The sequence below is a fragment of the Salinivibrio sp. ES.052 genome, assembly GCF_900141775.1.
Lineage (GTDB): Bacteria > Pseudomonadota > Gammaproteobacteria > Enterobacterales > Vibrionaceae > Salinivibrio.
The window spans coordinates 1202465-1228389 of the sequence record NZ_FSRI01000001.1; the positions used below are offsets into that span (position 1 = coordinate 1202465).

The following is a 25925-nucleotide window of genomic DNA, read 5'->3' on the forward strand; positions in this document are numbered from 1 at the left end:
TCTACAACTGTAGAACACGTTTTTTAGATGCGGGAAGTAACAAAAGAAACCACCTGAAATAAAAAGGCCGCATCACTGGATACGACACTTTTACTTACCGCTTGCTTTTACTGCTTACTTGACAGGTTTGATAGTCAGCTCGGCATTTTCGAAACCGAGGCTCGCGAGTTCATCGGGGTCAAAGTTGGAGATTAGCTCTACCCCATTGGCGCTATCATGGCTAGCCATGGGTGTCGCAGAACGCTTACTGCGTGTCGTTTGGTGCGACATTTGCGATTTCGCTTGTCCGACTTCGATTGTCCCTGCGTATTGCGACTCGGCATTAAAGTCACCAGAAACATACGAGTAGAAAGGACGTAAGCTTTTCCCCATCGCCCACTGCATGCTGGGTAAGCCGTACTGTTCGACTGCCCAGCTCCAATCCCACCATTTTACTTCACCTGGGATATAGCGATGGTGCCACTGGTAAGCAATATCCGCGGAAGGTTGGCTACTGCGCCCCATGGTGAATGTATGACTCTGTGTAGGACGATTTTCAGGGTGCGAATGCCACGCGTTTCCGCTCCAACGCAAGAAACCATTCAAGTTCACATCGTAGCTAATGTCTGCACCAAAGCGATACGGGTACGAGATAGTCGAACGATAGAGTTCAACGCGAATAGGAATCTCGGAGTTCGCCGGGACAAATGGACGTGCTTGCAAGGTCACTTGCTCGCTACTCGTACCACCATTACTGCTGGCAAAACTTTGGTTTGCCTCAAACGAAATGGTTAACTTGGTCTCGCCCACCAACGGCCAGTCAAAACTGTTTTCGGTTTCCACTTTTTGTGAAAAGCCATAGGTGTTGGTTTTTTCCCAACTGGTGGATTCATCGACTTTAAGATCGACCACGACCTGTTGATCAATATCGGTATTATTTCGTGCTACCGCTGAAACAGTTTTAACTAACTGGCGGTCAGACTCGACCACATCACCGTGCCAAAAATCGCTATCATTGAGGGTATAAGCAAAATTATCGACCGTGATAGTGGTCTTATCACCACAGCGATATCCATCACAGCCCCCATCATTATTACCGCGGATATACCACTTATCACCTGAGCGCCAGACGTCCATATCTTCACCGACATAGTCACTGTGATTTCCACCTACCCATGCATAACCGAGGTAATGCGCGAGATAGCTCAGTGGTTTAACAAACTCACTGCGGTTATTCACGAGTGCATACTGGATATCAAGTTCTGTGCCCTCAGGGATGCTCTTGGCAGCATAATGAGGGATTTCGCCCTCATCGTTTTCTGGATAACACCAAGTATCGGCTGGCGCACCAGACTGCTGTTTGATTTCGCCATTGTACCCACTGCCCATTATGACCCAGTTACCTGCTAGGCCGGAAATCTGCCACTGCCCCATGCGATCGGTCAAATAGTCTCGATGGGTACTTGCTTCGTCTACAGTTAACGGTCGATAGTTCGCTCGGCATTGGTCATCGCCTAAGGAATCGAGAACAATTTGATCGGGATAAACTCTCGCTTGAGCAACACCCGCACTAACGAGCACCGCGATTGTAGAGAGAGTCAACGTTGTTACACGTGAGATTGTCACCATTTGACGTCTTCCTCTTGTTAAATGTTATTAGTGTATTGTCACCCGTTCAGAAGCTGACCCTTTGACCTTCCCATACCTAAAAACAAAAACAAAATGAAACCCGATGATTTAAATTCCCTTTTTACTTCATAAGGTTAAAGTGAATTCACATTTCTTTTCAGAAAATAAACCGTGATATTGATTCAGCAACAAAACGCTTGAAAAATAACTAAAAAAACACTAATAGAGTTAAGGCTCTATTATTTTGGCAGGGCGTTTTATAATCGGCAGCCTACATGAAAATATATGGAGTGACGCCTTAGGAAAGGCAAAAAAAATAAAGTGAATACTCTATTATCTATTCTCCAGACAGGAACTGTTTAATCTCACTGGTGGCATGTGCAACATTAAAAGGCGAATAACGGATAAGCACACTGCGATGAGTCTTTCTTGATACAAAATGCATCGTCGCATACTTATGTTTTTTTTCTAGATACACGAGGCAATCACATTGACTGTAAGTTAAAAATTGCTCCATAGGAAAATCAAGCCGTGTATCTTGAGGATAAAAGACATAAAGGCTGCCTACGCGTTTCTGAGTCAGCCCTCCTCGCTGGACCAAATCACTCCAACGCCAGTTATTGATTTTACCGACCACAAACACGCTGCTTGCCACACAAACGAGTAGCATCAATGCCATGATCACGCACTGACGTATTGGTTTGCTCATCACTGCCTTATCAGGTACACGAGGCTTATCAGTCACTGCATCTATAGCCACTGGCGGAATATTTTCTTCATGGGGATCCGGCATCGCCTGTGGCTCGTCCGCTGTGATGGTTTCCATCACGCCTTCAACCATACGATAGCCTTGCTTAGGCACTGTCACCACAATAGCGGTATCCGCGCCTATTGCCAGCAAGCCCCGCCGCAGCGCACTAATCGACTTAGCGAGAGAAGTGTGACCAATGTACTCACTCCCCCACGCAGTGCAAATCAGTGTTTGTTTTGACACCGTTTCCGGCGCATGTGCCAGCAAGCACTCCAGCACTAAGGCTTCTCGAAAGCCCAAGCGGGTGGATTTAGTATTGTACTGTAGTTTCCGAGCAACATTATCGAAGTAAATCATAGGCTTTTTCTTTTTGATAATAAAACAATCAATTATTTAGTGCGATGAACGTCGTTTTATTTAGAAACAAGATCACATTTCAACAATCACTGTGACCGATATTAATATTCAAAAAAATAATAACCACCAAAACAAAATGGTTATAAAGCAACCAACTCGATCACCAGAAAAGCAAACTACGGATATTTACTAGACAAAACAAGAGAATAAATTGGACATTATCTCACTTTTTTCACTTATGCTCCTGATTATTGACTAGTTTATTATTATGGTAATGATTTCATAATCAGCTATATAATATTGAGTGTTTACTCAAAACAGGTTGGCAACAAACATGAAAATTATTTATAGCGTGCTTTTGATACTGACAGCCTTTTTTTCCGCTTCTTCCTTTGCGGCAATCGGGCTATATAACGTGGTGTTAATTCATGGGTTTCAGCCCGAACAATTACAGAGTCGCCCTGATCGTGATCAAGTCACAAAAGATGGCGCTGACTATTGGCAAAACTATTGGCTACAGCATGCGGACGCCCGTATTGACTGGCCCGCCCACGAGCGCATCGAAGGAAAAATTGCGTCAGATTATCTATGGCCGGCGTTAAAAACCCTTTCAGAGCAACAAACCTGTCTGTCCGGCTGCATTTTAGTGACCCACTCTACCGGCGACTTAGTGGCTCGCTACCTGTTAGATAATCAAGAGAACTGGCTAAATAACGCGGGCCTTAAACCACTCAATATTGTCGGCACCTTTGACTTTGCGGGTGCAGGCGGCGGTGTGGAGCTGGCTAACATCGCGGTGAATGTTGCCGAAGGAGGCGGTTGGCTAAATCATGCCATGAAAAAAGCCGTCTCACTGTGGATGGGACAACTCCCTAGCAAAGATAACATCGGCGTGCTCAACGATCTGAAAGTAGCCAACGCCCGCCAACTCGCGATATGGCCAGATAACCGTGTGCCGCGCATCCGCTTTGTCGGTAATGGCTCTGACTTCTTGGGCGCAACATCGCCCTTTATCCCCGGCAGTGATGATGGTGTAGTTGCCGCGCACTCCGCGTGCGGCGCCGCCGATGTCGATGAATTTGATAGCTGCTCAACCGCGATTGAATTTAACGGTAAACTCGATTTCGTCCACAAAGGGGTCAGACGCTTTATGCCTTCACACTATCCACTGTTGATGGGCGACAAGTATAGCCACCTGACTATCTTTAATCCGTGGCATAAAGGTAAAGTGACCGCCACCGATCCAGAGCTTGAGCTCGGTGATCAATCTCGCATCACTGTCGAGACCGTTGACGAAGATGGCTGGTTTGGCAAGAAATACCGCTTCGTCCGTGATTCAGACCGTGACACCTTGTCAGAACTGGTACGCGCACTCCCGCAATGAGCGACTAACTCTGTGACCTTACCAACAAAGCTGCTCTTTTCCGTGTTATCGAGCAGCTCATTGTATTTCCTCAGTTTTTATACTCATGATAGTTTGTCGGTAACACATTAATTAGGGATTGTTATGACTAGACTGCTGCTCGCAGTAACCTTGTTAGTATCAATGGGAACGACAGCGTATTTATGGCTTGATGCCCCTGACTCTTCGAAACCACAGCGTATGGTCGAGCGTGATCACACATCTTCGCCCCCACATGTTAGTGAAGACATATCCTCGTCCCCTGAAGACGCACTCCGCAAGACACAATACCAACCAACTATCGAACCCGATGTGGTACAAACGTCGATGGCTCCGACACTGAGCTATATTGCCGCTGATTACGCAGAGCAAATCCAACACCCCGCGTACTCAATCCCTATTCCATCAAAGCAAAGCCCCTATTTACACTGGAACCGGTATATTTCAACGCCAATGTTCATTCTTGATGGATCGGTGAAAGCGGCGTTAAAGCTCAACCAATATCGGTACTTTTATCCAGAAGCCATTAAAGCCTCGCTTGTCACTCCTGCATCACTGAAACAGGCAACCGTGTCGGTCATTGATGTTGACACCAATCGAGAGCTAATGAGCTTAAATGTTACAGAAAATCAATGGCTGATTGAGCCTGAAGCCGATTGGCCTATTGAACTTCGCCTCAAAGCTGAGCTGAACTTTGATAGCGGCGATGATGTACTCACCGCCGACTTTCGTCTCTATCAACCCATTGCGGAAATGAAAGGGGTAAAGCCGGTTTTCGGCCGCGGGCCGGATATGGTTATCCCGCTCGTTTTGGATATCGACAAAAGCGGTATTTACCGAGTACGTGCCAATTTATTTACTGCTGACGATCAACCTGTTGCGGTATTAACCAGCAAGACACGCCTCAGTGAGGGAGTGCAAACTCTGGAACTTCGAGCGTTTAGAGCCTCAATGAGCGGTTATGGCGATGAATGGCAACTGAAAGACGTCGTTATTGAGCGTATGTCAGGCTATCCCGGTGAGCGAGCACAATTTGGCATCAGCCCAGAAGACCATTATTTCCTCGGCATTTTTGATACAGGGCAGTTATCCGACGAGCCCTATCAAATGAGCGAGCAAGAACGTATGCAGTTGGAATTTTTGCAGCATGCCGCTCAACAGTCTTAATTGTCCGTGAGTCTCTCTGTCTCCAGACGTTCTATTTGTTCGCGTGCAGTATGGATGCACTGGCGTACCACCTGAGCAGTATTCGTACGCTGCCACGCCAACACGACATGACTCACCAAGGGCATGTCCTCAACACTTACCACTGCAACATGATCACTCAATTGCGTAGTCAGTGACTCAGGCACTAAGGCAATTCCAAACCCCGCTGACACCATCGCCGTTGCCGAATGTAATTGCGGCGCTAGCGAAGCATTCGATGGCGCCAGTCCTGCCCCTTTTAAGGCATCCACTAAGGCATCGTGTAACCCTGGGCCAATATCACGCGGAAACAGAATAATCGGGTCATCGCCTAGTTGTGACAACGTCACACTACACTGCTGTGCAAATGCATGATTAGCGGGCACGACCAGCTTAAAAGGGTCAGGAAACAGCGGCGTATGCGCTACCTGTTCACTGGCATAACACGGCAGGCGAAGAAAGGCGAGATCGACATCCTGTTGGCGTAAGGTTTCCACCAAAGAAGGCATAGGCAATTCTACCGGTTGAAAATCAATCTCTGGGTGCGCCTGCTGCAACCGCCTGACGAGCTCCAACACCGCTTGGCTGACCACCGTGGAGCTGGCAAACCCAAGCCGTAGTTGATTCCGCTCCCCCCGCGCCACTTGTTTGACCCGCTGCACCGCATGATCCAACTGCGCTAAAATTTTCACCGCATCACCATAAAGCACCTGACCGGCGGGTGTTAACGCCACCCCACGCGATAAGCGTTCAAACAAGGGCACACCCACCTCTTGCTCGAGTTTTTTAATTTGTTGACTCAGTGGCGGTTGCGCAATACCCAGTTTTTCGGCTGCGCGGGTGAAGTGTCGGCACTCTGCCACCGTTACAAAATACCGCAAATACCTTATCTCCATCACCTTACCTCTGAGAAATCGCTGATATTCAGTATCTTACCACGTTTTTCATGTGCTATATCTTTTCGATATCAAAGCCAACCTTTTTTGTATTGGATGCTATTCACGTCAGCTCGCATCATAACCATAGGTTTCACACGACTGACCGTCTGGTTACCAGAACGGTTGTTAAACACGGTTAACGAGGACGCTTTATGAGCACCCAAACCTGCCACTGTGCCGAGCACATTGCGGCCGCCTACGTTCAACATCACCAACACACTGGTGAGGGAGAAATCTATCAAACCTCCTTGATGAGTGCCCTGATTGATGGCGTCTACGAAGGCGACACCACCATGGCCGATCTCCTCAAACATGGCGACTTCGGTCTGGGCACATTCAACCAACTCGACGGTGAGCTCATCGCGTTTGATAAAACCATATTCCAGCTACGTGGTGATGGCTCGGCACGTCATGCCGACCCGGACCAAAAGACCCCCTTTGCGGTCATGACCTTCTTCAAACCAGAGATCAGCCAGTCTTTTGATCACCCCATGTCGCGCCAAGAGCTGCATGATGTCATCGATAGCTTGGTGCCAAGCGATAACATTTTTTGTGCGGTTCGTATCGATGGTGCCTTTGAGCATGTGCGCACCCGCACCGTGCCGAAACAAACACCACCGTACAAACCCATGCTTGAGGCCATCGCTGCACAACCTGAGTTTCGCTTTGACCATGTCAATGGCGTGATAGCTGGCTTCCGCAGCCCACAATATACCCAAGGAATCAATGTCGCCGGCTATCACGAGCACTTTATCACTGACACTCGCGCAGGCGGCGGCCATGTCCAAGACTACGAATTGGCCTGTGGCACGTTGCAAATTGGTCGGGTCTCAAAACTGGTCATTGATCTTCCGACCAATGCCAGCTTCCTCGGTGCGAACTTAACCCCGGACAACATACACGCCGCTATCGAACAAGCAGAAAAATAATATCACCTCCCTTAGGGAGTCAACCTCACGAGGAGCCCAACATGACAAAAACAACACAGTGGGACACAGGCGCACAACTGGTCGCAACACACTTGGAACGCCAAGGCGTCGATTATATCTTTGGTATTCCGGGGGCAAAAATTGATCGCCTCTTTGATGCGATTGAAGATACCAATATCAAAATGATCCCAGTCCGCCATGAGGCCAATGGCGCGTTTATGGCCGGTGTAATTGGCCGCTTAACCGGTAAAGCAGGCGTGACCATGGCAACGTCCGGCCCGGGCTGCACGAACCTGGTTACCGGACTGGCGACCGCTAATTCCGAAGGCGATCCGGTGGTCGCTTTGGGTGGTGCGGTAAAACGGGCCGATCAACAAAAACAAACCCACCAAAGCCTCGACACCGTCAGCATTTTCAATTCGGTGACCAAGTACAGTGCCGAAGTACAAGCTGCTTCAGCCACCTCTGAAATTCTTGCCAACGCCTTCCGTGCAGCGGAAAGCGGTCGCCCAGGCGCTGCCTTTGTCAGTCTACCCATGGACATTCTCAATCAACCCGTGGAGAGTGGCGTACTCGCCCCCTCATTCCCTGCCCCGCTAGGTGTGGCCGATACACGCTCTATCCGCGAAGCGGCAAATAAAATCAAAGCGGCGCGTAATCCAGTATTTTTACTCGGTTTGCAAGCCAGCCGCCCCGAGAATGCGGCTGCCATTCGCGCGTTGTTAAACCGTACCCAACTTCCCGTTATCGGGACATATCAAGCCGCTGGCACCGTAGACATCACCTACTATCAGCGCTTTGCGGGTCGCGTAGGTTTGTTCAACAACCAGCCCGGTGATCTCCTACTTGCGAATTCGGACTTAATTGTGACCATTGGCTTTGGGCCCATCGAATACGATCCTGAGCTTTGGAATACCCAACATACCGATATTGTTCATATTGATGTGGCACCCGCAGAAATTGAGCACTATTACCGCCCAAGTGTCGAGCTTGTTGGCCAGATTGAGCCAACCCTTAATGCGCTTACCGAGCAACTCGATCATCACTGGCTGATGCCCGCCTCGACGGTAGATCTGCTTGAAGAAGTCGCCCACCAGCGCCAAGCCATTCGTGCATACAGTCGTTCACACCAAGATTTTGCCATGCATCCACTGCATGTGATTAAGGCGATGCAGGATGTGATCACTCCAGACACCACCTTGTGCCTAGACATGGGCAGCTTCCATATCTGGATTGCCCGTTACCTCAACTGCTTCCGTTCCCGTCAATTGTTGGTTTCGAACGGGCAACAAACCATGGGCGTTGCGCTTCCTTGGGGGATTGGCGCTAGCTTGCTCAATCCCGATCGCAAAGTGGTGTCCGTTTCCGGAGACGGTGGGTTTATGCAATCGAGCATGGAGCTTGAAACCGCCGTCCGCCTCAAATGCAACTTGCTACACATCATCTGGGTGGACAACGCCTACAACATGGTAGAGATGCAAGAGGTCAAAAAATATCAGCGCTTTTCCGGTGTGAAATTCGGCCCGATTGACTTTAAAGCCTACGCCGAAGCCTTTGGCGCTAAAGGTTTTGCGGTCACTCGCCAAGAAGAGCTCGCCAGCCAATTGAAACAAGCCATGGACACCGAAGGGCCCGCCGTGATCGCGATTCCCGTTGATTACAGTGACAACTACAAGCTAATGGCCCCTCGTGAGGCCGGCAGTATGGATCCTGTCTTTGCGTAATGCAATAAACAAGAAATGGAGAAAACGATGAAAGGTATAAATCAAAAAGTGGCATTAATTACAGGTGCCGCCAACGGTATTGGCGCGGCGATTACCGACCGCTTATATCAAGAAGGTGCAAAAGTAGCGATTGCAGACTGGAACCAAGCCGCATTGAATGACACAGCAGCAAAATACGATGCTGATCGCGTTTTGAAGCTCTCCGTCGATGTGTCAGATCCAAAAGCGGTAGAAGCCATGATTCAAGAAGTGGTCTCCCACTTTGGGCAGCTAGATATGCTGATCAATAACGCAGGGGTGCATACGCCTGGTTCGGTCATTGACGGCACGCTGGCTGACTGGGAGAAAGTATCAGGAGTAGATATTGATGGTGTGGTTTTTTGTGCCAAATACGCCATGCCTGAGTTAATTAAAACCAGGGGCTCAATGGTAAACACGGCATCAGTATCAGGCCTAGGCGGTGATTGGGGCGCGGCTTTTTACTGTGCCGCCAAAGGCGCGGTTGTGAACTTGACACGCGCAATGGCACTCGATCACGGTCTTCAAGGAGTACGTATTAATGCCGTTTGCCCGAGCTTAGTCAAGACCAACATGACCAATGGTTGGCCTGAATCGGTGCGGGAAAAATTTAATGAGCGTATCGCACTTGGTCGTCCGGCAGAGCCTGAAGAAGTCGCGTCTGCGGTAGCATTTCTTGTCAGTGACGATGCGTCATTTATTTCCGGTGTTAACCTCCCCGTTGATGGCGGCGCCACCGCCTCGGATGGCCAGCCCAAAATCGTCTGATGACCCACCAAACGTTACCAAGCGTCCGTTTTACCGGGCGCTTTTTTCATGGCGCACTGTCAATCCACGCGCTGCGAAAAAGCACAGGACGTTACGCAAGGTGAAAGTCAATCACAAACAACGGGGGACGTTCTGGGTAGATTTGCAAAATCAGCGCCTTCAGCTCAGTCAGCGACATTCCTTCTTGTTCAGCATGGCGGGCATTAATGTCCTCGAAAGCAAGCGGAGCAACGCTGTCGATCACAATGTCACACACATAATCATCGGTTTCTAGCTGATGCACCGCGACGCGCGAACCAGGTTGATAGTGACTTTCGGATTCATCGCGAATGGTGATGGTTTTAACACCGGCGGCCACCATGGGCGTTAAGGTGGAGAAAAAGGTGATTTTGGTCGGGGCAGTCATGTTGTTTTCTTCCAAAACTGTGTTGGCCTATAGTGCGATACGATTAAAAAAGCCCGCGAGCACTTGCACGCGGGCTTTCCATGCCTTGTGACGTTACGCCATCATCGGCACCAATACAAGCGTGCCAAATATCACAGTAATTAACCCGCAGATAACTGGCACCGAAGTGCGTTTAACCACCTCAAACGGGCTGAGTTTTGCCATCCCAGATGTCGCTACGATCACTCCCGACACGGGCGAAACCGTGCGGCCTAAGTTAGATGCTTGCAACATGGGGATAATCAAAAAGGCCGGGTTAAGCCCCATCTTCGCAGCTAACGAGGGGGCAAGCTCGACAAACGCATAGAAAGGTGCATTGCCCGACCCGGTCGCAATCGCTGCCGCCACAGTGAGCAGGGTTAGCAACAACATCAGCGCGATACCGCCTGCGCCCGCACTTTCCGCTAGGCCCAATAAGTTGTCAATCGCACCAATCGACATCAAGCCTTGGGCAAATACGCCAGCAGCCACCAACAGCATCACGACGCCTTTAAAGGCGTCTGCCATGCCTTCATAGCAAGCATCGAGGTCTTCTAGCGTTCTTCTGCCATCAAATTTCTTGGTCGCAAAGTCTACCAATGCCCCCAAAAAGATCGACAAGACCACGATGGTATAAATATCAAGATACAGCCCCTCGATGGTTTTCCCATTGAATAGGAACACCCCGATAATGGGTAAAAACGGCAACACTGCGTAATAAGCAGGCGCGTGGGTTTCTATCTCAGAGACATCCACACGCTCCATCGGCGTGTTTTCTTTGTTATCCAGATATTTATTCCAAAAGTAAGCCGCGGCGGCCATCACGACAATCGCACAAATAGAGACCGGCAATACGGTTTCAACCGCGAACACATGGAGAGGCAACCCGGATTTTTCCGCCGCAATCACCACATCCCCCGACGTGGGTGACAAGATAATAGCAGCAGGTGACGCACACACTGCGGTGGCAGCAGGACGAGAAATGCCCATCGCGGTCATCATAGGGAACAAGGTCGCCATCAGAAGGACACCTAACCCAGTTGCAGAGCTGACAGCCAGCGACATCAAACACGCCACGATGTAAGCCGCTACGAGCAGCACATAAGGTGACTTAATCACCGAGAGTGGCTTAGAGAACTGTTTCACCACGACGTTGTTGGCACCAATGTGCGACATATAGGCCGCAAAGCCACACAACAACATAATTTGCATCCCAAGGCCGCCACCCCGGTATTGCAGCATGTATTTCACGTATTCAAGCGAGTCGGTAAACAGGTTGCCCGTCGACGTTAATTTAGCCGGCAGCACACTGTGTCCGATTAACCCAGTGATAATCAGTAATAAAATCCCTGCGGTTAGCAAGGTACTTGCAGCACGATAGCCTTTGACAATGAAGTAGCCCACAGCCACTGTTACAACGAGCCCAATGAGCAGTTCTAGCATAATTCACTCCGCCAGATAATAAAGATAAAAGAATGGGATGGAATTTACTCAGCTCACTGTACTAAACCCCTGCCTGTAGCACGACAACAACCAAACCCGAGCTTGATTTAAGACAAATAAAAAGCCGCCTCTCAATAAAAGGCGGCTTGGCGATCACAGTTTGTCTTGGTTAAGTCATCGGCTAGTGTTGAAGATCAAAGCGGTCAGCGTTCATCACTTTCACCCACGCCGCCACGAAATCGTGCACAAACTTGGCTTGGTTGTCATCTTGCGCGTAAAACTCAGCGTAAGCACGCAAAATAGAGTTTGAACCGAACACTAAATCAACGCGACTTGCCGTCCACTTCACCGCACCAGAGTCGCGTGCAATGATTTCGTAACGGTTGCGGCCGATGGGTTTCCATTGATACGCCATGTCTGTCAGGTTGACAAAAAAGTCATGACTTAGCTGCCCCACTCGGTCAGTCAGCACACCTTCCGACGCACCGCCATAATTGGTCCCCAGTACGCGCATTCCGCCCAGCAATACTGTCATTTCAGGGGCCGTGAGTCCCATCAATTGGGCACGGTCGAGCAGTAACTCTTCAGGCTGAACGGTGTAGTCTTTTTTCAGCCAGTTGCGGAACCCATCTGCAACCGGTTCTAGCACCTCAAACGAAGCCACATCAGTCTGCTCAATCGTGGCATCACCACGACCGGGCGCAAAAGGGACGTCGACGGGGACGCCAGCCGATTTTGCGGCTTCTTCGATCCCTTGGTTGCCTGCCAGCACGATGGTATCGGCCAAACTAATCTGATGCTTCTGGGCGATATTGCTCAGCACGTTGACTACCTTCGCCAAACGCTCCGGCTCGTTCCCTTGCCAATCTTTTTGTGGCGCTAGGCGGATCCGCGCGCCGTTCGCCCCACCCCGTTTATCGGATTGCCGATAAGTTCGCGCACTATCCCATGCGGTCGTCACTTTCTCTGCCAGTGTCAGGTCACTGTTGGCAATATCCGCTTTTACCGCCGCGACGTCATAATCAGTGCGTCCTGCCGGTACAGGGTCTTGCCAAATCAAGTCTTCACTTGGCACATCTGGGCCGATATAGCGCGATTTAGGCCCCATGTCGCGGTGCGTGAGTTTATACCAGGCTTTAGCAAAGGCATCCGCTAACTGCTCGGGATGTTGATAAAAACGCTCCGCAATGTTGCGATAGGTTGGGTCCATTTTGAGTGCCATGTCGGCATCCGTCATGATGGGATTACGACGAATAGAGGGGTCTTCCACATCGACAGGTTTATCTTCTTCTTTGATGTCGATGGGCTCCCACTGCCACGCGCCTGCTGGGCTTTTCTTCAATTCCCACTCGTAGTTAAACAACAGATAAAAGTAGCCGTTATCCCATTGCGTGGGATGGGTGGTCCACGCCCCTTCAATGCCACTGGTGACCGTATCGCGACCAATGCCACGCGCTTGGTGGTTGTTCCACCCTAAGCCTTGCTCTTCAATCGCTGCCCCTTCCGGCTCGGGGCCGAGATGTTCCGCATCGCCATTGCCGTGACACTTACCAACAGTATGGCCACCTGCGGTGAGTGCAACCGTTTCTTCATCGTTCATCGCCATACGCTCGAAGGTGACACGCATGTCTTGCGCGGTTTTAAGCGGATCCGGATGGCCATCCACCCCTTCTGGGTTGACATAAATCAGCCCCATCATCACCGCCGCCAATGGATTTTCCAGATCGCGTTCACCAGAGTAGCGGCTGTTTTCAGCATCACTTGGCGCCAGCCATTCTTTCTCTGCGCCCCAATAGGTATCTTTCTCAGGGTGCCAAATATCCTCGCGGCCAAATGCAAACCCATAGGGTTTTAAGCCCATCGATTCATACGCCATCGTCCCCGCCAGCAAGATCAAATCTGCCCAGCTAATTTTATTGCCATATTTTTTCTTAATCGGCCACAACAGGCGGCGGGCTTTATCGAGATTGGCGTTATCCGGCCATGAGTTTAAAGGCGCAAAACGCTGATTACCGGTGGCACCGCCACCGCGACCGTCGGCAATGCGATAGCTCCCCGCGGAGTGCCATGCCATGCGGATCATCAAGCCACCATAATGTCCCCAATCGGCGGGCCACCATGACTGACTCTCGGTCAGTAACGCTTTCACGTCCTTTTTTAATGCATTGATATCGAGGGTTTTAAGCGCGGCGTGATAATCGAAATCATCATCAAAGGGGGAGGTTTTACTGTCATGTTGATGAAGAATGTCGAGGTTTAGCGCGTTTGGCCACCAAGTTTTGTGTGCCATCGCTTCCGAGGTTTTGCTGCCGTGCATGACAGGGCACTGGCCACCTGACGTTGAGCGTTGTTGAGACATTGCTTTCTCCTTGCTCTTATTGTTCGACAAGCTTTCTTCACAGCGAATCAGCTTGCGCATTGCGTTAATAGGCAATCAGGCGAAGTGCATGATTGTCCCGACTAATACAACGTTAATAGGCATGAGACATCCGCGCTAATCTGTTTTGCCAATTACTGTGATTGCTGACACTCACCTTCACGCCTGAGTCAATTCGTCGCTTTGCTCTAACATTCCTGCTCTACCATGCCCACTCACGGTTTTGTAGTACCACCCGATAACCGTCCAGATCTTCAAAAGTACGCCCGTCTTTATCCCAGTAGCTATTGTAGCTCGGCACAGGTTTAAACCCAGCGGCTTCAATTTGTTGACACGCAGTCTGCCATGCAGCGTGATCCGGCAAGTAAAAGACCAACAGGTTTTCCTGTGACGGTGCTGGACCGACATGGGTGCCGCGATGATGGGTAAATTCAAGGTGATAGTTATGATGTGGATGACCAATAATGGCGCCATCAAAATCATTATGGCCAGAAAACGTCGCCAATAGCTCAAACCCCAGCCCATCGCAATACATGTTGGTAATGTCGGCCAAATTGTCGGTGGGTCGTGCCACCCGCATCACGGTGTCTTTATCAATCATTGTGCTGGCGCCTCCGGCTCGCAATTCAATGTTTGCATCATGGTGATAGAGTCTGGGGTAAACCCCAGCGCATGGTAAAACGCCTGCGCATCCTGATTAAACGTCATCACTTCTAGTTTAATCACAGTGGCATGATTGTCTTTCGCCCATTGGGTACAGGCCGCCATTAACGCTTTACCTGCACCGGTTCCTCGCGCATCACGGTCAACCACAATGGTATTCACATGACACATGGGATCGTCAACCAGATGAGGGATGTGTTCAAACGACTCCAGCCTTGCCGACAAAAAGCCAATCACTTTGTTTTGATGCTCTGCCACCCAAAAGTACTTATCCGCTTCTTGCAGCGCTTGCTGCAAAAACGCCCGACCGCTTGGGCCAGGCGTTGCAAACAGATGCGGCGCATGTTGATGGTGCATGTCACCAATTTGTACATTCAGGGCGAAGATGGCATCCAAGTCCTCAACCGAGGCACGTCTCACTTGCATCCTTGTGTCCTTTAAATCCTTTTGTGTATTAGGCGATAAAAATCTGCCCTAATACATAACCGAGCGCACAAGCGCTCACCACGCCAATTAAGCCAACCGCCATAAATGAATGGTTGAAATACCATTTACCAATTTTGGTGGTGCCGGATGCATCGAAGTTCACGGTCGCAATATCAGAAGGATAGTTGGGAATAAAGAAGTACCCATACACGGCCGGCATAATACCGATAAGCAGCGCAGGATCGAGCCCTAACCCAAGACCCACCGGCAACATCATCCGTGCGGTCGCGGCTTGCGAATTAACAACCACTGACACGATAAACAAGGCAAGTGCAAAAGACCACGGATATTGAGTGACCATCTCCACAATTCCCGACTTAAATTGCGGCATCGCGTATTGGAAGTAAGTGTCTGACATCCAAGCAATCCCAAAGATAGCAATGGCCGCCACCATCCCAGATTTAAACACCACGCCATTCGGCACATTACGCGGATCCGTTTTGGTCGCCAGTAGTATGATCCCGCCAAAGCAGAGCATCATCATTTGAATGACCACCGACATGCTGATGGCCTTACTCGCCCCTGCCACTGTGCGGATCTCTGGCCACATCGCGATAATCACAATGGTAACGATGGCACTGATGAACAATAACACCGCATTGCGCGCGGAACGGGGTAATACCTCATCTAACGAGGTCGCTGTAGTATTTTCGATACGCTCACGCCATTCGGGGTCTTGTAAGCGCGCTTGGTAATCCGGATCGTCATCCAGCTCTTTGCCGCGGCGCAAGCTGTACAGAGACATTAGCAAGGTACCAAACAAGGTGGCGGGGACAGTCACCAACAAAATCGAGACTAACGTAATGTCATGTTGAATATCAGCAAGCTGTGCAAGGTAATACACCACCGCAGCAGAAATCGGCGAGGCTGTAATCGCGATTTGAGAGGCAACCGACGCCGCGGCCATTGGGCGCTCTGGACGAATGCCATTTTTCAGCGCGACATCACCGATAATCGGCATAATGGAATACACCGCGTGACCGGTACCAAGCATAAAGGTCATGGCATAGGTGACAAACGGCGCAATCAAGGTGACGCGTTTTGGATTTTTACGCAATAATCGCTCGGCCACTTGCAGCATATACTTAAGGCCACCTGCCGCTTCCAAAATAGAGGCACAGGTGACGACCGCAAGAATAATCAGCATCACGGTCACAGGCGGTGACGTTGGCGGCATCTGGAAGATAAACACTTCAATGACCAAGCCAATCCCTGAGACCACGCCCAGCCCAATGCCCCCGTATCGGGAGCCGATATACAGCATTAGCAGTAAGAACAAGAACTCTAAATACAACATACCCTCACCTCTCTACCCGACTACGCAGGCTGTTTTTGTTATGTGTTCAGCCTAGAACTTGTGTCATGCCTGCCAAGTGGTGCCAATAGCCGTTGCAATCGTGGTTGAGCGGTTGCGGGTTATTGCCTGCTTGGTTAGCACGGAATTTGTCTACCCAGTGCAAGGTGTCAAGCGACAGTGGACTTAACCGCACCACGTCCACCAGCCCTTGCATCGACGGTAAATCGTTAATGAGATTGGTGCACTGCCCGGACTGGGTTTGAATGCCGTTTAGCACAAATACGGCCTGGCCCTCTTGGGATTCCGTTAACCGCCCATTGGGGTAGTTGAGGCAGCACAGCTCGCAGTCATCTTTGGCGCGGTTTTCTGAGCGCGCAGTAAAACAGCGTGCCGAGTAAGCCAACGGTAAGTAGCCATAACCAGTGACCTCGACCTCAAACCGGTCGCGAATACTCAGTTCATCGCAGCCGTTTAACATATTCACCAGCCAGTCGCGCGAAAGTTCCACCGGCATCACCCAGCGCGTCATGCCAAGGTCAACAAATTGCTTCAGTGTTTGTGGGTTATAGCAATTGATGGCGGCCCCCACCACAAAGGGCTGCCGACGCTCACTTAAAAACTGCACCGCGCTCACGTCATTCGCTTCAATGCGAATATCATCATTGTCACAGTAGCGTTTCAGCATGGTCAGCTCTGAGGGCGCTTCAATCAGCGCCATGGTCGAGAGCACCACTTGTTTGCCAGACTGGACCAGCTCACGTGCAAGCCCGATCCAGTCTTTGGTTTTCAGCTCTCGCCGCTTGGCACAGACAGTTTCACCGAGATAAATCACATCGGCTTGGCTGTCTGCTGCCGCTTGATAAAAGGCTTCAACCTCAGCCTTAGGCCAGTAATATAGGATTGGCCCGAGAGAAAATTGCATCATAATTCCTTATTGCCACTTGCGATGGTAAGCACCCAAACTGGTTTGCACCCCTTCAGAAAGACTATCGAGCGAGTGCGCCCAATCCGGTGCAATGTCAAATGCCTCGGGGTTGGCAACACAGCGATCAATCGCTTGACGCCATACCCGTGCAACTTGCTCCACATACGCAGGGCTGCGCTGACGACCTTCGATTTTGACCGATTTGATCCCGGCGCGATAAAGCTCAGGCAGGACACTTAAGGTGTTCAAACTGGTGGGTTCTTCCAGTGCGTGATAGCGGTTACCGTCGACACAAAAACGACCTTTGCAAAGGGTGGGATACCCCGCTTTCTCATCGGCTTGGTACCGATCAATCAAGACCCCGTTTAAGCGCGACTCCAGCCCTTGCTCAGTATCTTGCCAACGCACGAATGCCGCCGGTGAGCAAGCGCCCACGGTATTGGGCGATTGGCCGGTAAGATAAGACGATAAATAGCAGCGCCCTTCGGCCATAATGCACAAGCTGCCAAAGGCAAATACCTCTAAGTCGACATCGGTATCGCGTGCTAGTTGTTTAACCTGATGAATAGACAGCACCCGCGGCAATACCACTCGCTTAACGCCATATTGCTGCTGATAAAAGCGGATCGCCCCAGCGTTAGTGGCGGATGCTTGAACAGAAAGGTGTATATCCAAATCGGGATAGGTGTTGGCGGCATACTCCAAGCAGGCCATATCGGCAAGGATCAGCGCATCGGCACCATTACCAGCGGCGCTATCAATCGCATATTGCCAGCGGCGCCAACCATCAGGATGAGCAAAGGTATTAATGGCAACGTGCAAGTCTTTGCCGTGGTCATGTACATACTGACTGGCACGCTGCAATTTGCTGTCGGTAAAGTTCAGCCCCGCAAAATGGCGCGCATTGGTGTCATCTTTTAAGCCGACATACACCGCATCGGCGCCATGTTCGATCGCTTTTTTAACCGCCGGAATATTGCCCGCCGGACAAAGGAGCTCCATAACATTGCATTCCATTTTATGATTGTCCGGCTAAGATAGAGGCGTTGCTAATGTGGGGGGTTGATATGTATCAAGCTCACTTCTCCATGATGACAAAAATCGCGATAAATGACGCTGTTGGCACAAAAAATCCTCTCATTTTTGACTCGGATCCAATGGCGTAGCATTCAACCTCGCTACTCTAGTGGCATTCAACCATTGGCACCAAAGGAAAGCCAAATGCTCGTTAACCCAATCACCCAACAACCCCTTAGTCTTCCAATGCCCCAACCAAACCTGATTACACCGGGACTAAAAGCGATCACTCAATTACCACAAGGACTGCAAGCTCAGGTGCTAACGAAGGTCATGAATACCGCTTTTGCGGTGCCGCTGGCAGAGGACGAGTTCGATTTTCTTGCTGGCCGCACCATTCGCATTGGTTTGCGCGATCTCAACGCCAATTGGTTCGTATCACTGAACGAAGACAACCAATTATTGGTACGTTTATCGGGGGAAGAAGACGCCAGTATCGAGGGAAATTGGTTAGCGTTTTTGAAAATGGCGACTCACTATTGCGATCCGGATACGCTGTTTTTCCAGCGCCAACTCAGTATCAGTGGTGATACCGAACTCGGACTGCATGTGAAAAACTTACTTGATAGCCTCGAAATCGACACCCTACCCAAACCACTGGCACGCTCACTGACGTTAAGCCATCACTACCTCACTAAACTCGCGTTGTAGAGGCTTGGCTATTCGATAAGGCGCCCACCATCGCTAACGTATCGGTGTGGCTTACTAATACAGGCTCATTGCCCAGCGTGCTCACCCACCAGCCAAGGTTGCGTGAGTGAGACCGTCTGGGCTTCAAAATCAATACAGGCTTGGACACCTAAAGGCGTGGTTAACATCGGATGCGTATGGCAACTGTCAAAACCATCAACCACAGCGAGCGGCTGCCCATCGAGTATTTCTTCAAGAACATCATAGGTTGAACGTCCCGCTCCTTTGTCATCAAACAGCTCGTGTTTACCAAGTAACACCGCGCCTACCGTATCAAACACCCCGGCCAGTTTTAGGTGTGCGAGTGAGCGCTCAACCGTGGCAATATCCAACAAAGAGTCCTCAATCAGCAAAATATCGCCTGTTTCAATCGCTGGCATATAAGGCGTTCCCCAGATCCCATTCAGCGTATTGAGATTGCCTCCAATAATACGGCCATTTACCTGACCCTTACCCATAAATTGCCATGCATTCTCATAGGTCGGTTTTGCCTCTGTCTGTTCGCCCCAATCGATCATGACATCCGTCCATTGGGCAGGCCTCTTATAGGTCATGGGCAGCGTTACATTCTCAGCTGTTACTGCTCGAAACGCGTCAAAGGTTTCATCGACCAGTGGCGGGAACTCCCCTAAAGACGCCACTAAGGCAGGTCCATAAAACGTGATTAATCCCGTTTTGGCATAGATACCGAGTAGTAAGGCAGTGAGGTCCGAATAACCCACAATGATCTTAGGATCATCAGCCAAGGCGGCGTAATCGATGTAGGGAAGTAAAGCATTGCTGTTCATTCCGCCAATCGTCGACATGATGCAGCGCACACTCGGATCACGGATGAGCTGGTTGAGCTCTTCGGCACGCGCCTTGATCGAGCCTGAGCGATAGTGATCCGATTGCCCTGTCAATGTCCCCGCCTTCAGATCAAAGCCTTGTGCTTTGACATAGTCCACCGCGCGTTCAAACCGTTGGGGCGCAAGTACAGTGGCAGGTGATGATGGCGAGAAAAAGCCAATTGTCTCGCCTTTTTTAAGAGGTGGTGGCAGTAACATATTGTCATCCTTGATATTTAATCTCCCTACGATTAAATCAGACAGGCGAGACAATCACAATGAACTCATTGAGCAAACAACGATGATACAAATCATACATACTCGCCAGTTCAGCCTCTGTGGTAGCGGCAATTAACTTGCCATACTGTTTATGTTGATATGAATTCCAACATAAAAAGTTAAAGTTATAGTGCATAAAATAGAGTAAAAAAGGCGGCTAAGCGCCACCATCGGTATTTGTCTAACCCTTGCATCTATATTGGGTACCTTTGCTAGGGATTAGTTGCGACGTATTCCTGTTACGCCACCGATCGGGCGCGATACCACTTCACCGTGACAGGCGCGAGCTCTTTTAACGCGTTGCGCACCATGATGAAGGGCACCTTTATAAAGTAGAACGACATCAATACCATCATCATAGGATCCGCATAAACCGCATAATCCGACCAAGGGGAATAGGCCACTAACCAAGCGCCTAAAAAGCCCAATGTGACCGCAAGACTTAGTAAGGTATCCATTTGCCACTGGCGCGATTCCGCCTCAACCAACTGGCTTTGCCCTACTTGGTTTTTGCGCGCAATCATCCACCATCCATAGCCGCAGCCAACTACGTTGATGATACCAAACAGCACCGCTAACGACGGATTAACCGCTCGGCCACCCGCCACTAAGGATGACACCGCTTCGTAAAGGGAATAACTCACCAACAGCATAATTACCGCCCCTTTAATGGCGACGACAAGCGGTGTGAGCAGCGCGCGCGTAATCGGCCGAGCATAGCGCGAGTGGATATACCATGACGCACCCAGTGACAACAAAGTTAACACTAAGCTTATCAACGAGTAGATACCGTCGAACATAATCACTAAAGAGCCAGCAAACCATCCTACGGCCAGACCGGCGATGGCAAACCCTAATGCTAAAAGGGCTGAAAACACTAAGACTGACTTTTCATTGATCACGTTTTGAGGAGACATAAAACACCAAAAGAAGAAAACACGCACATATTCTTGGTGCTACTGCGCCACTTTACAAACGTGAACTTGCTGATGTTTTCACCAATCCATTCATTTGGCATATAATATGTTATAAATCAAATGTTTATATTAAATCCCTGCTGTCAGCTTTTCTGACAGTGAGTGTCCTAGACAAGTTTTAGTTATGAGATAGCGCAAAATCGCATTTTGCTTGCATATAACTTTTGCGCATACTAATACTACATTTATATTCTTTATGGACTAAGAAAATGAAAAAAGGTGTGTTGCTCGCAGCGATTACTTTGCAGCTCTTCCTCGCAATCACCAGCACGGGATGGTGGCAGTTTGGTGCGGCACTCAGTGCTTTTCTGTTGGTCGCAGTATTACGCTTGCCTCAGGACACGCCGCAAGAGTGAGCCTGAGGCAACGACAAAGACTAAGCGGCTAAGAGCAGCCAAGCAAGCGACGTACAGGAGATAATCATCCACAGCGCGATGCCAAAAATCAGGGGTTTAGGGCCTGCCGCGCGTAGCTGGACGACAGAAATACTGCAGCCTATCAAGAACAAACACACCACTAATACCTGCTTCGCGACGGCGAAAATCACCTCATAGATCGGTTGCGCTTGGACAAAGGCATCGCTGATACCAATCGCCACACAATAAAAAACGATAAAGTAAGGAATCGTGATTTTTTTAGCGTGGCTGCGAAACATGAGTGCGCTGACAAACGCCACAGGCACAATCCATAATGCGCGCGCAAGTTTAAGGGTGGTGGCGGTCGTTAGTGCTTGCTCACCATAAGCGGACGCCGCGCCCACCACTGATGATGTATCATGAATCGCGATCGCCGCCCAGGTTCCAAACGTGTGCTGATCTAACCCCAGCGCATGTCCTACCATAGGAAACACAAACAGCGCCAATGAATTCAATACAAACACCGTGCCTAGCGCGAGACCAATCTGTTTGTCATCGGCATTGATGGCAGGCGAGACGGCCGCGATTGCACTGCCGCCACAAATGGCAGTGCCTGAGGCAATCAGGTGACCGGTCTTTTTATCCAGTCCCATGAGTTTGGCCAATAGTGTGCCAAACACCAGCGTGCCCGCAATGGTGGCAATGATCAGCCCTATCCCGTCGCCCGTTACGGCTAGCGCCTCTTGCAGCGGGATACCAAACCCCAAACCGACAATGGAATAGGCCAGTAACTTTTTGGTGATTTTCGTGAGCGGTATTGCGCTTGGCACCCAGCCCAAGGATGTAAGCAAAAAGCCCAACACCAGTGCAATCGGCGAGCTTACCCAAGGGGTTAAACAAACTAAAACAGCCAATGAAAAAGGGAGATAACGCGTGTATGCGGTCATAACGATACTCGGTGAAATTCAGTGACGGCATTGTAGCGCTCGATTATCGTTCAGAAAATCTTAAACTTTTTAACCTAGGTTAAGTATTACTTAACAAGGAGCGCAACGTATTGATAAAAAAGAATCACTGATCGAGGTGCGCATTTAGAAATCGAATAAGTAGTTGGTGATGCTGTCACTCAGCCATTGGATACCCGGGTGCTCCGCCATTCCTGAGGCGGTGAATAAGCAGTAATCTTCTTGAGTTAAACCATAAGTGTGCTTAATCACGGCTAAACGTTGCTCGCGAAGGTAGTGGCGGATCAGTGGTTCAGGCAGCACGCCCCACGCCTCTTCTTGCAAGATGGTATTGAGCATGTATTCAAAGCTAGAAAAGCCGATATAGCGACGTGAAAAGGGTTGCAGCTCTGGGTTATCTTTTTCATTGAGATAGACCATCACCGCTTGCATGGCGTTACGCAGTTGATCATCACTGACCCGGCGCAGTCGGCTCAACGGATGATCGCTATTGCACACCGACATCATGCGAATTTTACCCAGTGGCTGATAATTGATACGCGGATCGTCAATACGCTCGTAATCAACCCCAAACGCAAAATCGACTTGTTGGGTTTCAACCAAGTTGGCTAAATCGCCGCTCGACGCCAACACAAGGTTAAAGGAAGTGGCTGTATAGCGCTTGTTAAGCTGATGGGCCCAATCCTGCCAGAGCTGGTCAGGAATGGCATCATCTCGCGCGAGCCAGACCTCCGCGTTGAAGCCCGCATTAGCTTGCTCGCATGTGCGACGAATACGTGCCGCGGTGACCGATATGCTCTCGAAGTCTTTGTACACTGCTTTGCCAATTTCCGACAGTGTCAGGCGGTTACCAGTGCGGTAAAACAATTCCGCGTTAAGTGACTGTTCTAACGCTTTTATCGCCATACTCAACCGTGAGCGATTCACATCCAGTTGACGTGCAGCTTCAGACACTGAGCCGGTCTCTGCGACTGCACAAAACGCATCGATTTGGGTTAGATTCATGCCGCCCTCCTCGCGCTATCCTACCGGAGCGCGGCAAAGACACAAAGCGTTATTGCATCGCGTCAGTATCCTTAAGCTATCGACGATTATGTATTCAACCCTTTAAACGCGCTGACTTTTTTGGTGAGCTCTTTCATCCGTAAATCAAAGCCACTCACCGCCTGCTCACTTTGCTCAAACACGTCTTGGGTGCGCGTGCCCTGTTGAGCGAGCTCCTCAATGCTCTGGTTGATTTCATTCACCGCGCCACTTTGCGTATTGGCCCCCTCGGCAATCCGCCCATTATGTTCAAACAATTGCTGCAAATGACTATCCAAGGTGCGCATATTATCCACCGCTTGTTGGTGGGTCTCGAGACTATGCTGGCTATCTTGGCTAACTTGGTTAATTTGCCCCGTCACATTGTCCGACGCCGACCGCAGTTGATTAATAATTTCTTGAATTTCACTGGTTGAATCACCGGTACGCTGAGATAACGAGCGCACTTCATCGGCCACCACCGCAAACCCACGGCCATGCTCCCCTGCCCGCGCGGCCTCAATCGCCGCATTCAGTGCCAGTAAATTGGTTTGCTCAGAGATTGCACTGATTACCTCAAGCACGCGGAGGATATTCTCAATATGATGATTGAGTTCATCCAAGCTGCTCTGGCTCGAGGTCATATTTTCTCCCAGCTGTTCGATGTGCCGCAAGCTGGTGTGCATACCACTTAACGCGTCTTGGAGCGCCGCATTACCGGCCTGAGAGAGCTCGCCGGCGTGATTGGCCGAATCCGTCACCTCAGTGGTGATTTCGGTGATATCTTGGCTAGCGGCAGAGATCGTTTGTAGTGATTGCTGCTGCACCATCCCCGCTTGATTCACTTCGTGGGCTTGTTGCTTGAGTACACCAAAAGCAGACTGTGACTCATCGACGGTATGGTTCACCGATTGCAATGCATCGCGAATGCTGGCTAGCAAGCCATTAATTTTATGAGCCAGTCGTCCGACTTCTGCTTGATCATTCACGGCAATTTGATGCCCAAGATCTAACTGGTTCGCAATCATGTCCACTTCTTCGCTCAGCTGTTTGATCGGTTGGGTTAAGTTGCTGATCACCCAATGGGTAATGGCAAGCGCAACCGCAATGAAAACGAAAGTGACTAAAAGAGACTGAATAAATTGCGACAAAATCGGATCGGTAATTTGTGCTTTAGGAATTTCAACCACCACAAAACGGTCAAGATCAGCCAACCAGTACGATCCTAGAAAAAAGGGTTCACCATCAATGTTAATTTCACTGATCACCGGCTTATCGCGACCTAGAGTGATAGCCTCACGGAACTTATTGGCATTATCGGCATTGATCGCGGAATCAGTCGATGCGACCTGCACACTCCCATCATGTGTTGCTAACATTGCACGGCCTTGTTCGCCAATACGAAACCCCTGTACCAGATTCACCAAGCTACTGACATTAAACCCTACACCCGCTACAACGTAAGGCTGACCCGTTGCAGGATTTTCTGGCACACTTCGATAGTTAATGAAAATCACATACTGATTGCCATTCGGATCTTTGTTCATGTTCAGCTCATAGGGCTGATTCTTGCCAAGGAAATTCGGGTAAAAATCTTTAAACGGATAGGTTCTCATCGAGGCACTGCGATGCTCACCATCATAGGTGAAAATATACTTCCCCTGCGCAGTATCGAGCGTGGCAAATGCGTTATCGGCCCCCAACCGCGTCTTAGCATTAGACAGGGCCTGATGAATTGGTGCGAGATTGGTTAAGTCACCGCCGTTATCCACCCAATTAATTAACCCAGAATGGTGCGCGAGAAAGTTGGAGCCAGTGATCGCAGGTTGCAATTCATTACTGATCTCAAAAGCCAATCCTCTAAGCTGGCTAGGCAAAATAATATTCTTTAAGTCATCAAGCTGCTTGTTCGCCGATAACATGGCTTGCTGTGCCATCGCTATCAAGGTACTCAGTACCAAAATTGTCGATAACACGATATAAATACGCTTCCTGATCGAAAGAGTTTGCCAACGCATATGCTGTCCTTTTTATTATCATTACTAACCAACATATCAATATTAGTCAGCAAACTAGGCAAACATGGCGAGTTAATCGCAAACGGCACAATATATTTTATTTTCGCGAAATCAGGGAGGAAAAGGGAAATAGTCGACGAAAGGTCAGTGCATTTATGCTTTATTCTGCTGTGGATACATCATTATTCAACCCTGTTCATCACAAGGGAATATCAGTCATTTGTTGCAAAATATGACAGCGGGCGCTCAGGAAGTACGAGTATTTACTTGGGAGAAAAATGGATAGGATGAAGAGAGTGCTATGGTGCCCCGGGCCGGACTTGAACCGGCACAGCGCGAACGCCGAGGGATTTTAAATCCCTTGTGTCTACCAATTCCACCACCAGGGCAACGCAGTTATGCGTGGTAGCACCATAGT

General features: G+C 49.7%; 22 protein-coding genes, 1 tRNA gene and 1 pseudogene. 7 read left to right on the top strand and 17 right to left on the bottom strand.

Going from position 1 to position 25925, the window contains the following annotated elements; genetic code table 11:
* Positions 1 to 114: 114 nt before the first annotated feature.
* Positions 115 to 1608 (bottom strand): aerolysin family beta-barrel pore-forming toxin, encoded by a 1494-nt coding sequence (locus BUQ98_RS05550; RefSeq protein ID WP_074212871.1) that lies wholly within the window; start codon positions 1606 to 1608, stop codon positions 115 to 117.
* A gap of 337 nt (positions 1609 to 1945) precedes the next feature.
* On the bottom strand, positions 1946 to 2716 hold the full coding sequence (locus tag BUQ98_RS05555; protein ID WP_074212872.1) for a transcriptional regulator: 771 nt from the start codon (positions 2714 to 2716) through the stop codon (positions 1946 to 1948).
* A gap of 334 nt (positions 2717 to 3050) precedes the next feature.
* Here BUQ98_RS05555 and BUQ98_RS05560 point away from each other — a divergent pair, with 334 nt between their 5' ends.
* Positions 3051 to 4100, top strand: a complete 1050-nt coding sequence (locus BUQ98_RS05560) for a hypothetical protein (protein ID WP_074212873.1) — start codon at positions 3051 to 3053, stop codon at positions 4098 to 4100.
* A 123-nt stretch (positions 4101 to 4223) separates the two neighbouring features.
* Positions 4224 to 5285 carry a hypothetical protein gene (locus tag BUQ98_RS05565; RefSeq protein WP_074212874.1) on the top strand — a complete coding sequence of 354 codons (1062 nt, stop codon included), beginning with the start codon at positions 4224 to 4226 and terminating at the stop codon, positions 5283 to 5285.
* On the opposite strand, the gene BUQ98_RS05570 is transcribed toward BUQ98_RS05565, so the two are convergent.
* A complete protein-coding gene (locus BUQ98_RS05570) occupies positions 5282 to 6199 on the bottom strand; it encodes a LysR family transcriptional regulator (protein ID WP_074212875.1) in 918 nt (305 codons plus the stop codon). The genes BUQ98_RS05565 and BUQ98_RS05570 overlap by 4 nt on opposite strands.
* A gap of 194 nt (positions 6200 to 6393) precedes the next feature.
* Between BUQ98_RS05570 and budA the strand changes: the two genes are divergently transcribed.
* Genes budA through BUQ98_RS05585 form a run of 3 tightly spaced genes read left to right on the top strand, consistent with a single transcriptional unit; the run spans position 6394 to position 9680 of the window.
* Complete coding sequence (gene budA, locus BUQ98_RS05575) at positions 6394 to 7170, top strand: acetolactate decarboxylase (protein WP_074212876.1); 777 nt, start codon at positions 6394 to 6396, stop codon at positions 7168 to 7170.
* Positions 7171 to 7211: 41 nt separating this feature from the next.
* Positions 7212 to 8894 carry an acetolactate synthase AlsS gene (gene alsS / locus BUQ98_RS05580; RefSeq protein ID WP_074212877.1) on the top strand — a complete coding sequence of 561 codons (1683 nt, stop codon included), beginning with the start codon at positions 7212 to 7214 and terminating at the stop codon, positions 8892 to 8894.
* A 27-nt stretch (positions 8895 to 8921) separates the two neighbouring features.
* Entirely contained in the window at positions 8922 to 9680 is a 759-nt protein-coding gene (locus BUQ98_RS05585) for a meso-2,3-butanediol dehydrogenase (RefSeq protein ID WP_074212878.1), read from the top strand.
* A gap of 91 nt (positions 9681 to 9771) precedes the next feature.
* On the opposite strand, the gene yqfB is transcribed toward BUQ98_RS05585, so the two are convergent.
* From yqfB to BUQ98_RS05625, 8 genes are all read right to left on the bottom strand, one after another.
* A complete protein-coding gene (gene yqfB / locus BUQ98_RS05590) occupies positions 9772 to 10086 on the bottom strand; it encodes a N(4)-acetylcytidine aminohydrolase (protein WP_069590200.1) in 315 nt (104 codons plus the stop codon).
* A gap of 93 nt (positions 10087 to 10179) precedes the next feature.
* Positions 10180 to 11547: an anaerobic C4-dicarboxylate transporter DcuC gene (gene dcuC / locus BUQ98_RS05595; RefSeq protein WP_074212879.1), complete on the bottom strand. Its 1368-nt coding sequence runs from the start codon at positions 11545 to 11547 to the stop codon at positions 10180 to 10182.
* Positions 11548 to 11728: 181 nt separating this feature from the next.
* On the bottom strand, positions 11729 to 13906 hold the full coding sequence (gene katG, locus BUQ98_RS05600) for a catalase/peroxidase HPI (RefSeq protein WP_074212880.1): 2178 nt from the start codon (positions 13904 to 13906) through the stop codon (positions 11729 to 11731).
* A 220-nt stretch (positions 13907 to 14126) separates the two neighbouring features.
* Positions 14127 to 14525, bottom strand: a complete 399-nt coding sequence (locus BUQ98_RS05605) for a VOC family protein (RefSeq protein WP_074212881.1) — start codon at positions 14523 to 14525, stop codon at positions 14127 to 14129.
* Complete coding sequence (locus BUQ98_RS05610; RefSeq protein WP_074212882.1) at positions 14522 to 15013, bottom strand: GNAT family N-acetyltransferase; 492 nt, start codon at positions 15011 to 15013, stop codon at positions 14522 to 14524. The genes BUQ98_RS05605 and BUQ98_RS05610 overlap by 4 nt, the downstream gene beginning before the upstream one ends.
* Positions 15014 to 15041: 28 nt before the next feature.
* A complete protein-coding gene (locus BUQ98_RS05615) occupies positions 15042 to 16370 on the bottom strand; it encodes an anaerobic C4-dicarboxylate transporter (RefSeq protein ID WP_069362579.1) in 1329 nt (442 codons plus the stop codon).
* A 46-nt stretch (positions 16371 to 16416) separates the two neighbouring features.
* Positions 16417 to 17292 carry a U32 family peptidase gene (locus tag BUQ98_RS05620; protein WP_074212883.1) on the bottom strand — a complete coding sequence of 292 codons (876 nt, stop codon included), beginning with the start codon at positions 17290 to 17292 and terminating at the stop codon, positions 16417 to 16419.
* A gap of 9 nt (positions 17293 to 17301) precedes the next feature.
* Positions 17302 to 18297: a ubiquinone anaerobic biosynthesis protein UbiU gene (locus BUQ98_RS05625; RefSeq protein WP_074212884.1), complete on the bottom strand. Its 996-nt coding sequence runs from the start codon at positions 18295 to 18297 to the stop codon at positions 17302 to 17304.
* Between the two features lie 219 nt (positions 18298 to 18516).
* Between BUQ98_RS05625 and BUQ98_RS05630 the strand changes: the two genes are divergently transcribed.
* Positions 18517 to 19023 (top strand): ubiquinone anaerobic biosynthesis accessory factor UbiT, encoded by a 507-nt coding sequence (locus BUQ98_RS05630; protein ID WP_175566289.1) that lies wholly within the window; start codon positions 18517 to 18519, stop codon positions 19021 to 19023.
* Between the two features lie 65 nt (positions 19024 to 19088).
* On the opposite strand, the gene BUQ98_RS05635 is transcribed toward BUQ98_RS05630, so the two are convergent.
* Positions 19089 to 20108 carry a S66 family peptidase gene (locus tag BUQ98_RS05635; protein ID WP_074212885.1) on the bottom strand — a complete coding sequence of 340 codons (1020 nt, stop codon included), beginning with the start codon at positions 20106 to 20108 and terminating at the stop codon, positions 19089 to 19091.
* A 344-nt stretch (positions 20109 to 20452) separates the two neighbouring features.
* A pseudogene (locus BUQ98_RS05640) lies at positions 20453 to 21085 on the bottom strand (cation transporter); the annotation flags it as partial.
* A gap of 269 nt (positions 21086 to 21354) precedes the next feature.
* On the opposite strand from BUQ98_RS05640, the gene BUQ98_RS17025 reads away from it, so the two are divergent.
* The gene (locus BUQ98_RS17025; protein ID WP_175566290.1) at positions 21355 to 21501 is read left to right on the top strand and encodes a hypothetical protein; all 147 of its coding nucleotides are present in this window, start codon (positions 21355 to 21357) and stop codon (positions 21499 to 21501) included.
* Positions 21502 to 21521: 20 nt separating this feature from the next.
* Here BUQ98_RS17025 and BUQ98_RS05645 read toward each other — a convergent pair whose 3' ends face one another.
* The 4 genes from BUQ98_RS05645 to BUQ98_RS05665 form a co-directional block, all read right to left on the bottom strand.
* Entirely contained in the window at positions 21522 to 22448 is a 927-nt protein-coding gene (locus BUQ98_RS05645) for a YeiH family protein (RefSeq protein ID WP_074212887.1), read from the bottom strand.
* 144 nt (positions 22449 to 22592) lie between these two features.
* The gene (locus BUQ98_RS05650; RefSeq protein WP_074212888.1) at positions 22593 to 23471 is read right to left on the bottom strand and encodes a LysR family transcriptional regulator; all 879 of its coding nucleotides are present in this window, start codon (positions 23469 to 23471) and stop codon (positions 22593 to 22595) included.
* A gap of 86 nt (positions 23472 to 23557) precedes the next feature.
* Complete coding sequence (locus BUQ98_RS05655; protein ID WP_074212889.1) at positions 23558 to 25507, bottom strand: methyl-accepting chemotaxis protein; 1950 nt, start codon at positions 25505 to 25507, stop codon at positions 23558 to 23560.
* A gap of 302 nt (positions 25508 to 25809) precedes the next feature.
* Positions 25810 to 25896 (bottom strand) — tRNA-Leu (locus tag BUQ98_RS05665).
* Positions 25897 to 25925: the final 29 nt, after the last annotated feature.

Coding starts and splice junctions, on each gene's coding strand:
- BUQ98_RS05625 (WP_074212884.1), bottom strand. CDS start 18,297: ATGGAGCTCCTTTGTCCGGCGGGCAATATTCCGGCGGTTAAAAAAGCG.
- BUQ98_RS05650 (WP_074212888.1), bottom strand. CDS start 23,471: ATGAATCTAACCCAAATCGATGCGTTTTGTGCAGTCGCAGAGACCGGC.
- BUQ98_RS05655 (WP_074212889.1), bottom strand. CDS start 25,507: ATGCGTTGGCAAACTCTTTCGATCAGGAAGCGTATTTATATCGTGTTA.
- BUQ98_RS05635 (WP_074212885.1), bottom strand. CDS start 20,108: ATGTTACTGCCACCACCTCTTAAAAAAGGCGAGACAATTGGCTTTTTC.
- katG (WP_074212880.1), bottom strand. CDS start 13,906: ATGTCTCAACAACGCTCAACGTCAGGTGGCCAGTGCCCTGTCATGCAC.
- alsS (WP_074212877.1), top strand. CDS start 7,212: ATGACAAAAACAACACAGTGGGACACAGGCGCACAACTGGTCGCAACA.
- BUQ98_RS05620 (WP_074212883.1), bottom strand. CDS start 17,292: ATGCAATTTTCTCTCGGGCCAATCCTATATTACTGGCCTAAGGCTGAG.
- BUQ98_RS05555 (WP_074212872.1), bottom strand. CDS start 2,716: ATGATTTACTTCGATAATGTTGCTCGGAAACTACAGTACAATACTAAA.
- yqfB (WP_069590200.1), bottom strand. CDS start 10,086: ATGACTGCCCCGACCAAAATCACCTTTTTCTCCACCTTAACGCCCATG.
- BUQ98_RS05565 (WP_074212874.1), top strand. CDS start 4,224: ATGACTAGACTGCTGCTCGCAGTAACCTTGTTAGTATCAATGGGAACG.
- BUQ98_RS05550 (WP_074212871.1), bottom strand. CDS start 1,608: ATGGTGACAATCTCACGTGTAACAACGTTGACTCTCTCTACAATCGCG.
- BUQ98_RS05645 (WP_074212887.1), bottom strand. CDS start 22,448: ATGACCGCATACACGCGTTATCTCCCTTTTTCATTGGCTGTTTTAGTT.
- BUQ98_RS05610 (WP_074212882.1), bottom strand. CDS start 15,013: ATGCAAGTGAGACGTGCCTCGGTTGAGGACTTGGATGCCATCTTCGCC.
- budA (WP_074212876.1), top strand. CDS start 6,394: ATGAGCACCCAAACCTGCCACTGTGCCGAGCACATTGCGGCCGCCTAC.
- BUQ98_RS05585 (WP_074212878.1), top strand. CDS start 8,922: ATGAAAGGTATAAATCAAAAAGTGGCATTAATTACAGGTGCCGCCAAC.
- BUQ98_RS05605 (WP_074212881.1), bottom strand. CDS start 14,525: ATGATTGATAAAGACACCGTGATGCGGGTGGCACGACCCACCGACAAT.
- BUQ98_RS05615 (WP_069362579.1), bottom strand. CDS start 16,370: ATGTTGTATTTAGAGTTCTTGTTCTTACTGCTAATGCTGTATATCGGC.
- BUQ98_RS17025 (WP_175566290.1), top strand. CDS start 21,355: ATGAAAAAAGGTGTGTTGCTCGCAGCGATTACTTTGCAGCTCTTCCTC.
- BUQ98_RS05560 (WP_074212873.1), top strand. CDS start 3,051: ATGAAAATTATTTATAGCGTGCTTTTGATACTGACAGCCTTTTTTTCC.
- BUQ98_RS05630 (WP_175566289.1), top strand. CDS start 18,517: ATGCTCGTTAACCCAATCACCCAACAACCCCTTAGTCTTCCAATGCCC.
- BUQ98_RS05570 (WP_074212875.1), bottom strand. CDS start 6,199: ATGGAGATAAGGTATTTGCGGTATTTTGTAACGGTGGCAGAGTGCCGA.
- dcuC (WP_074212879.1), bottom strand. CDS start 11,547: ATGCTAGAACTGCTCATTGGGCTCGTTGTAACAGTGGCTGTGGGCTAC.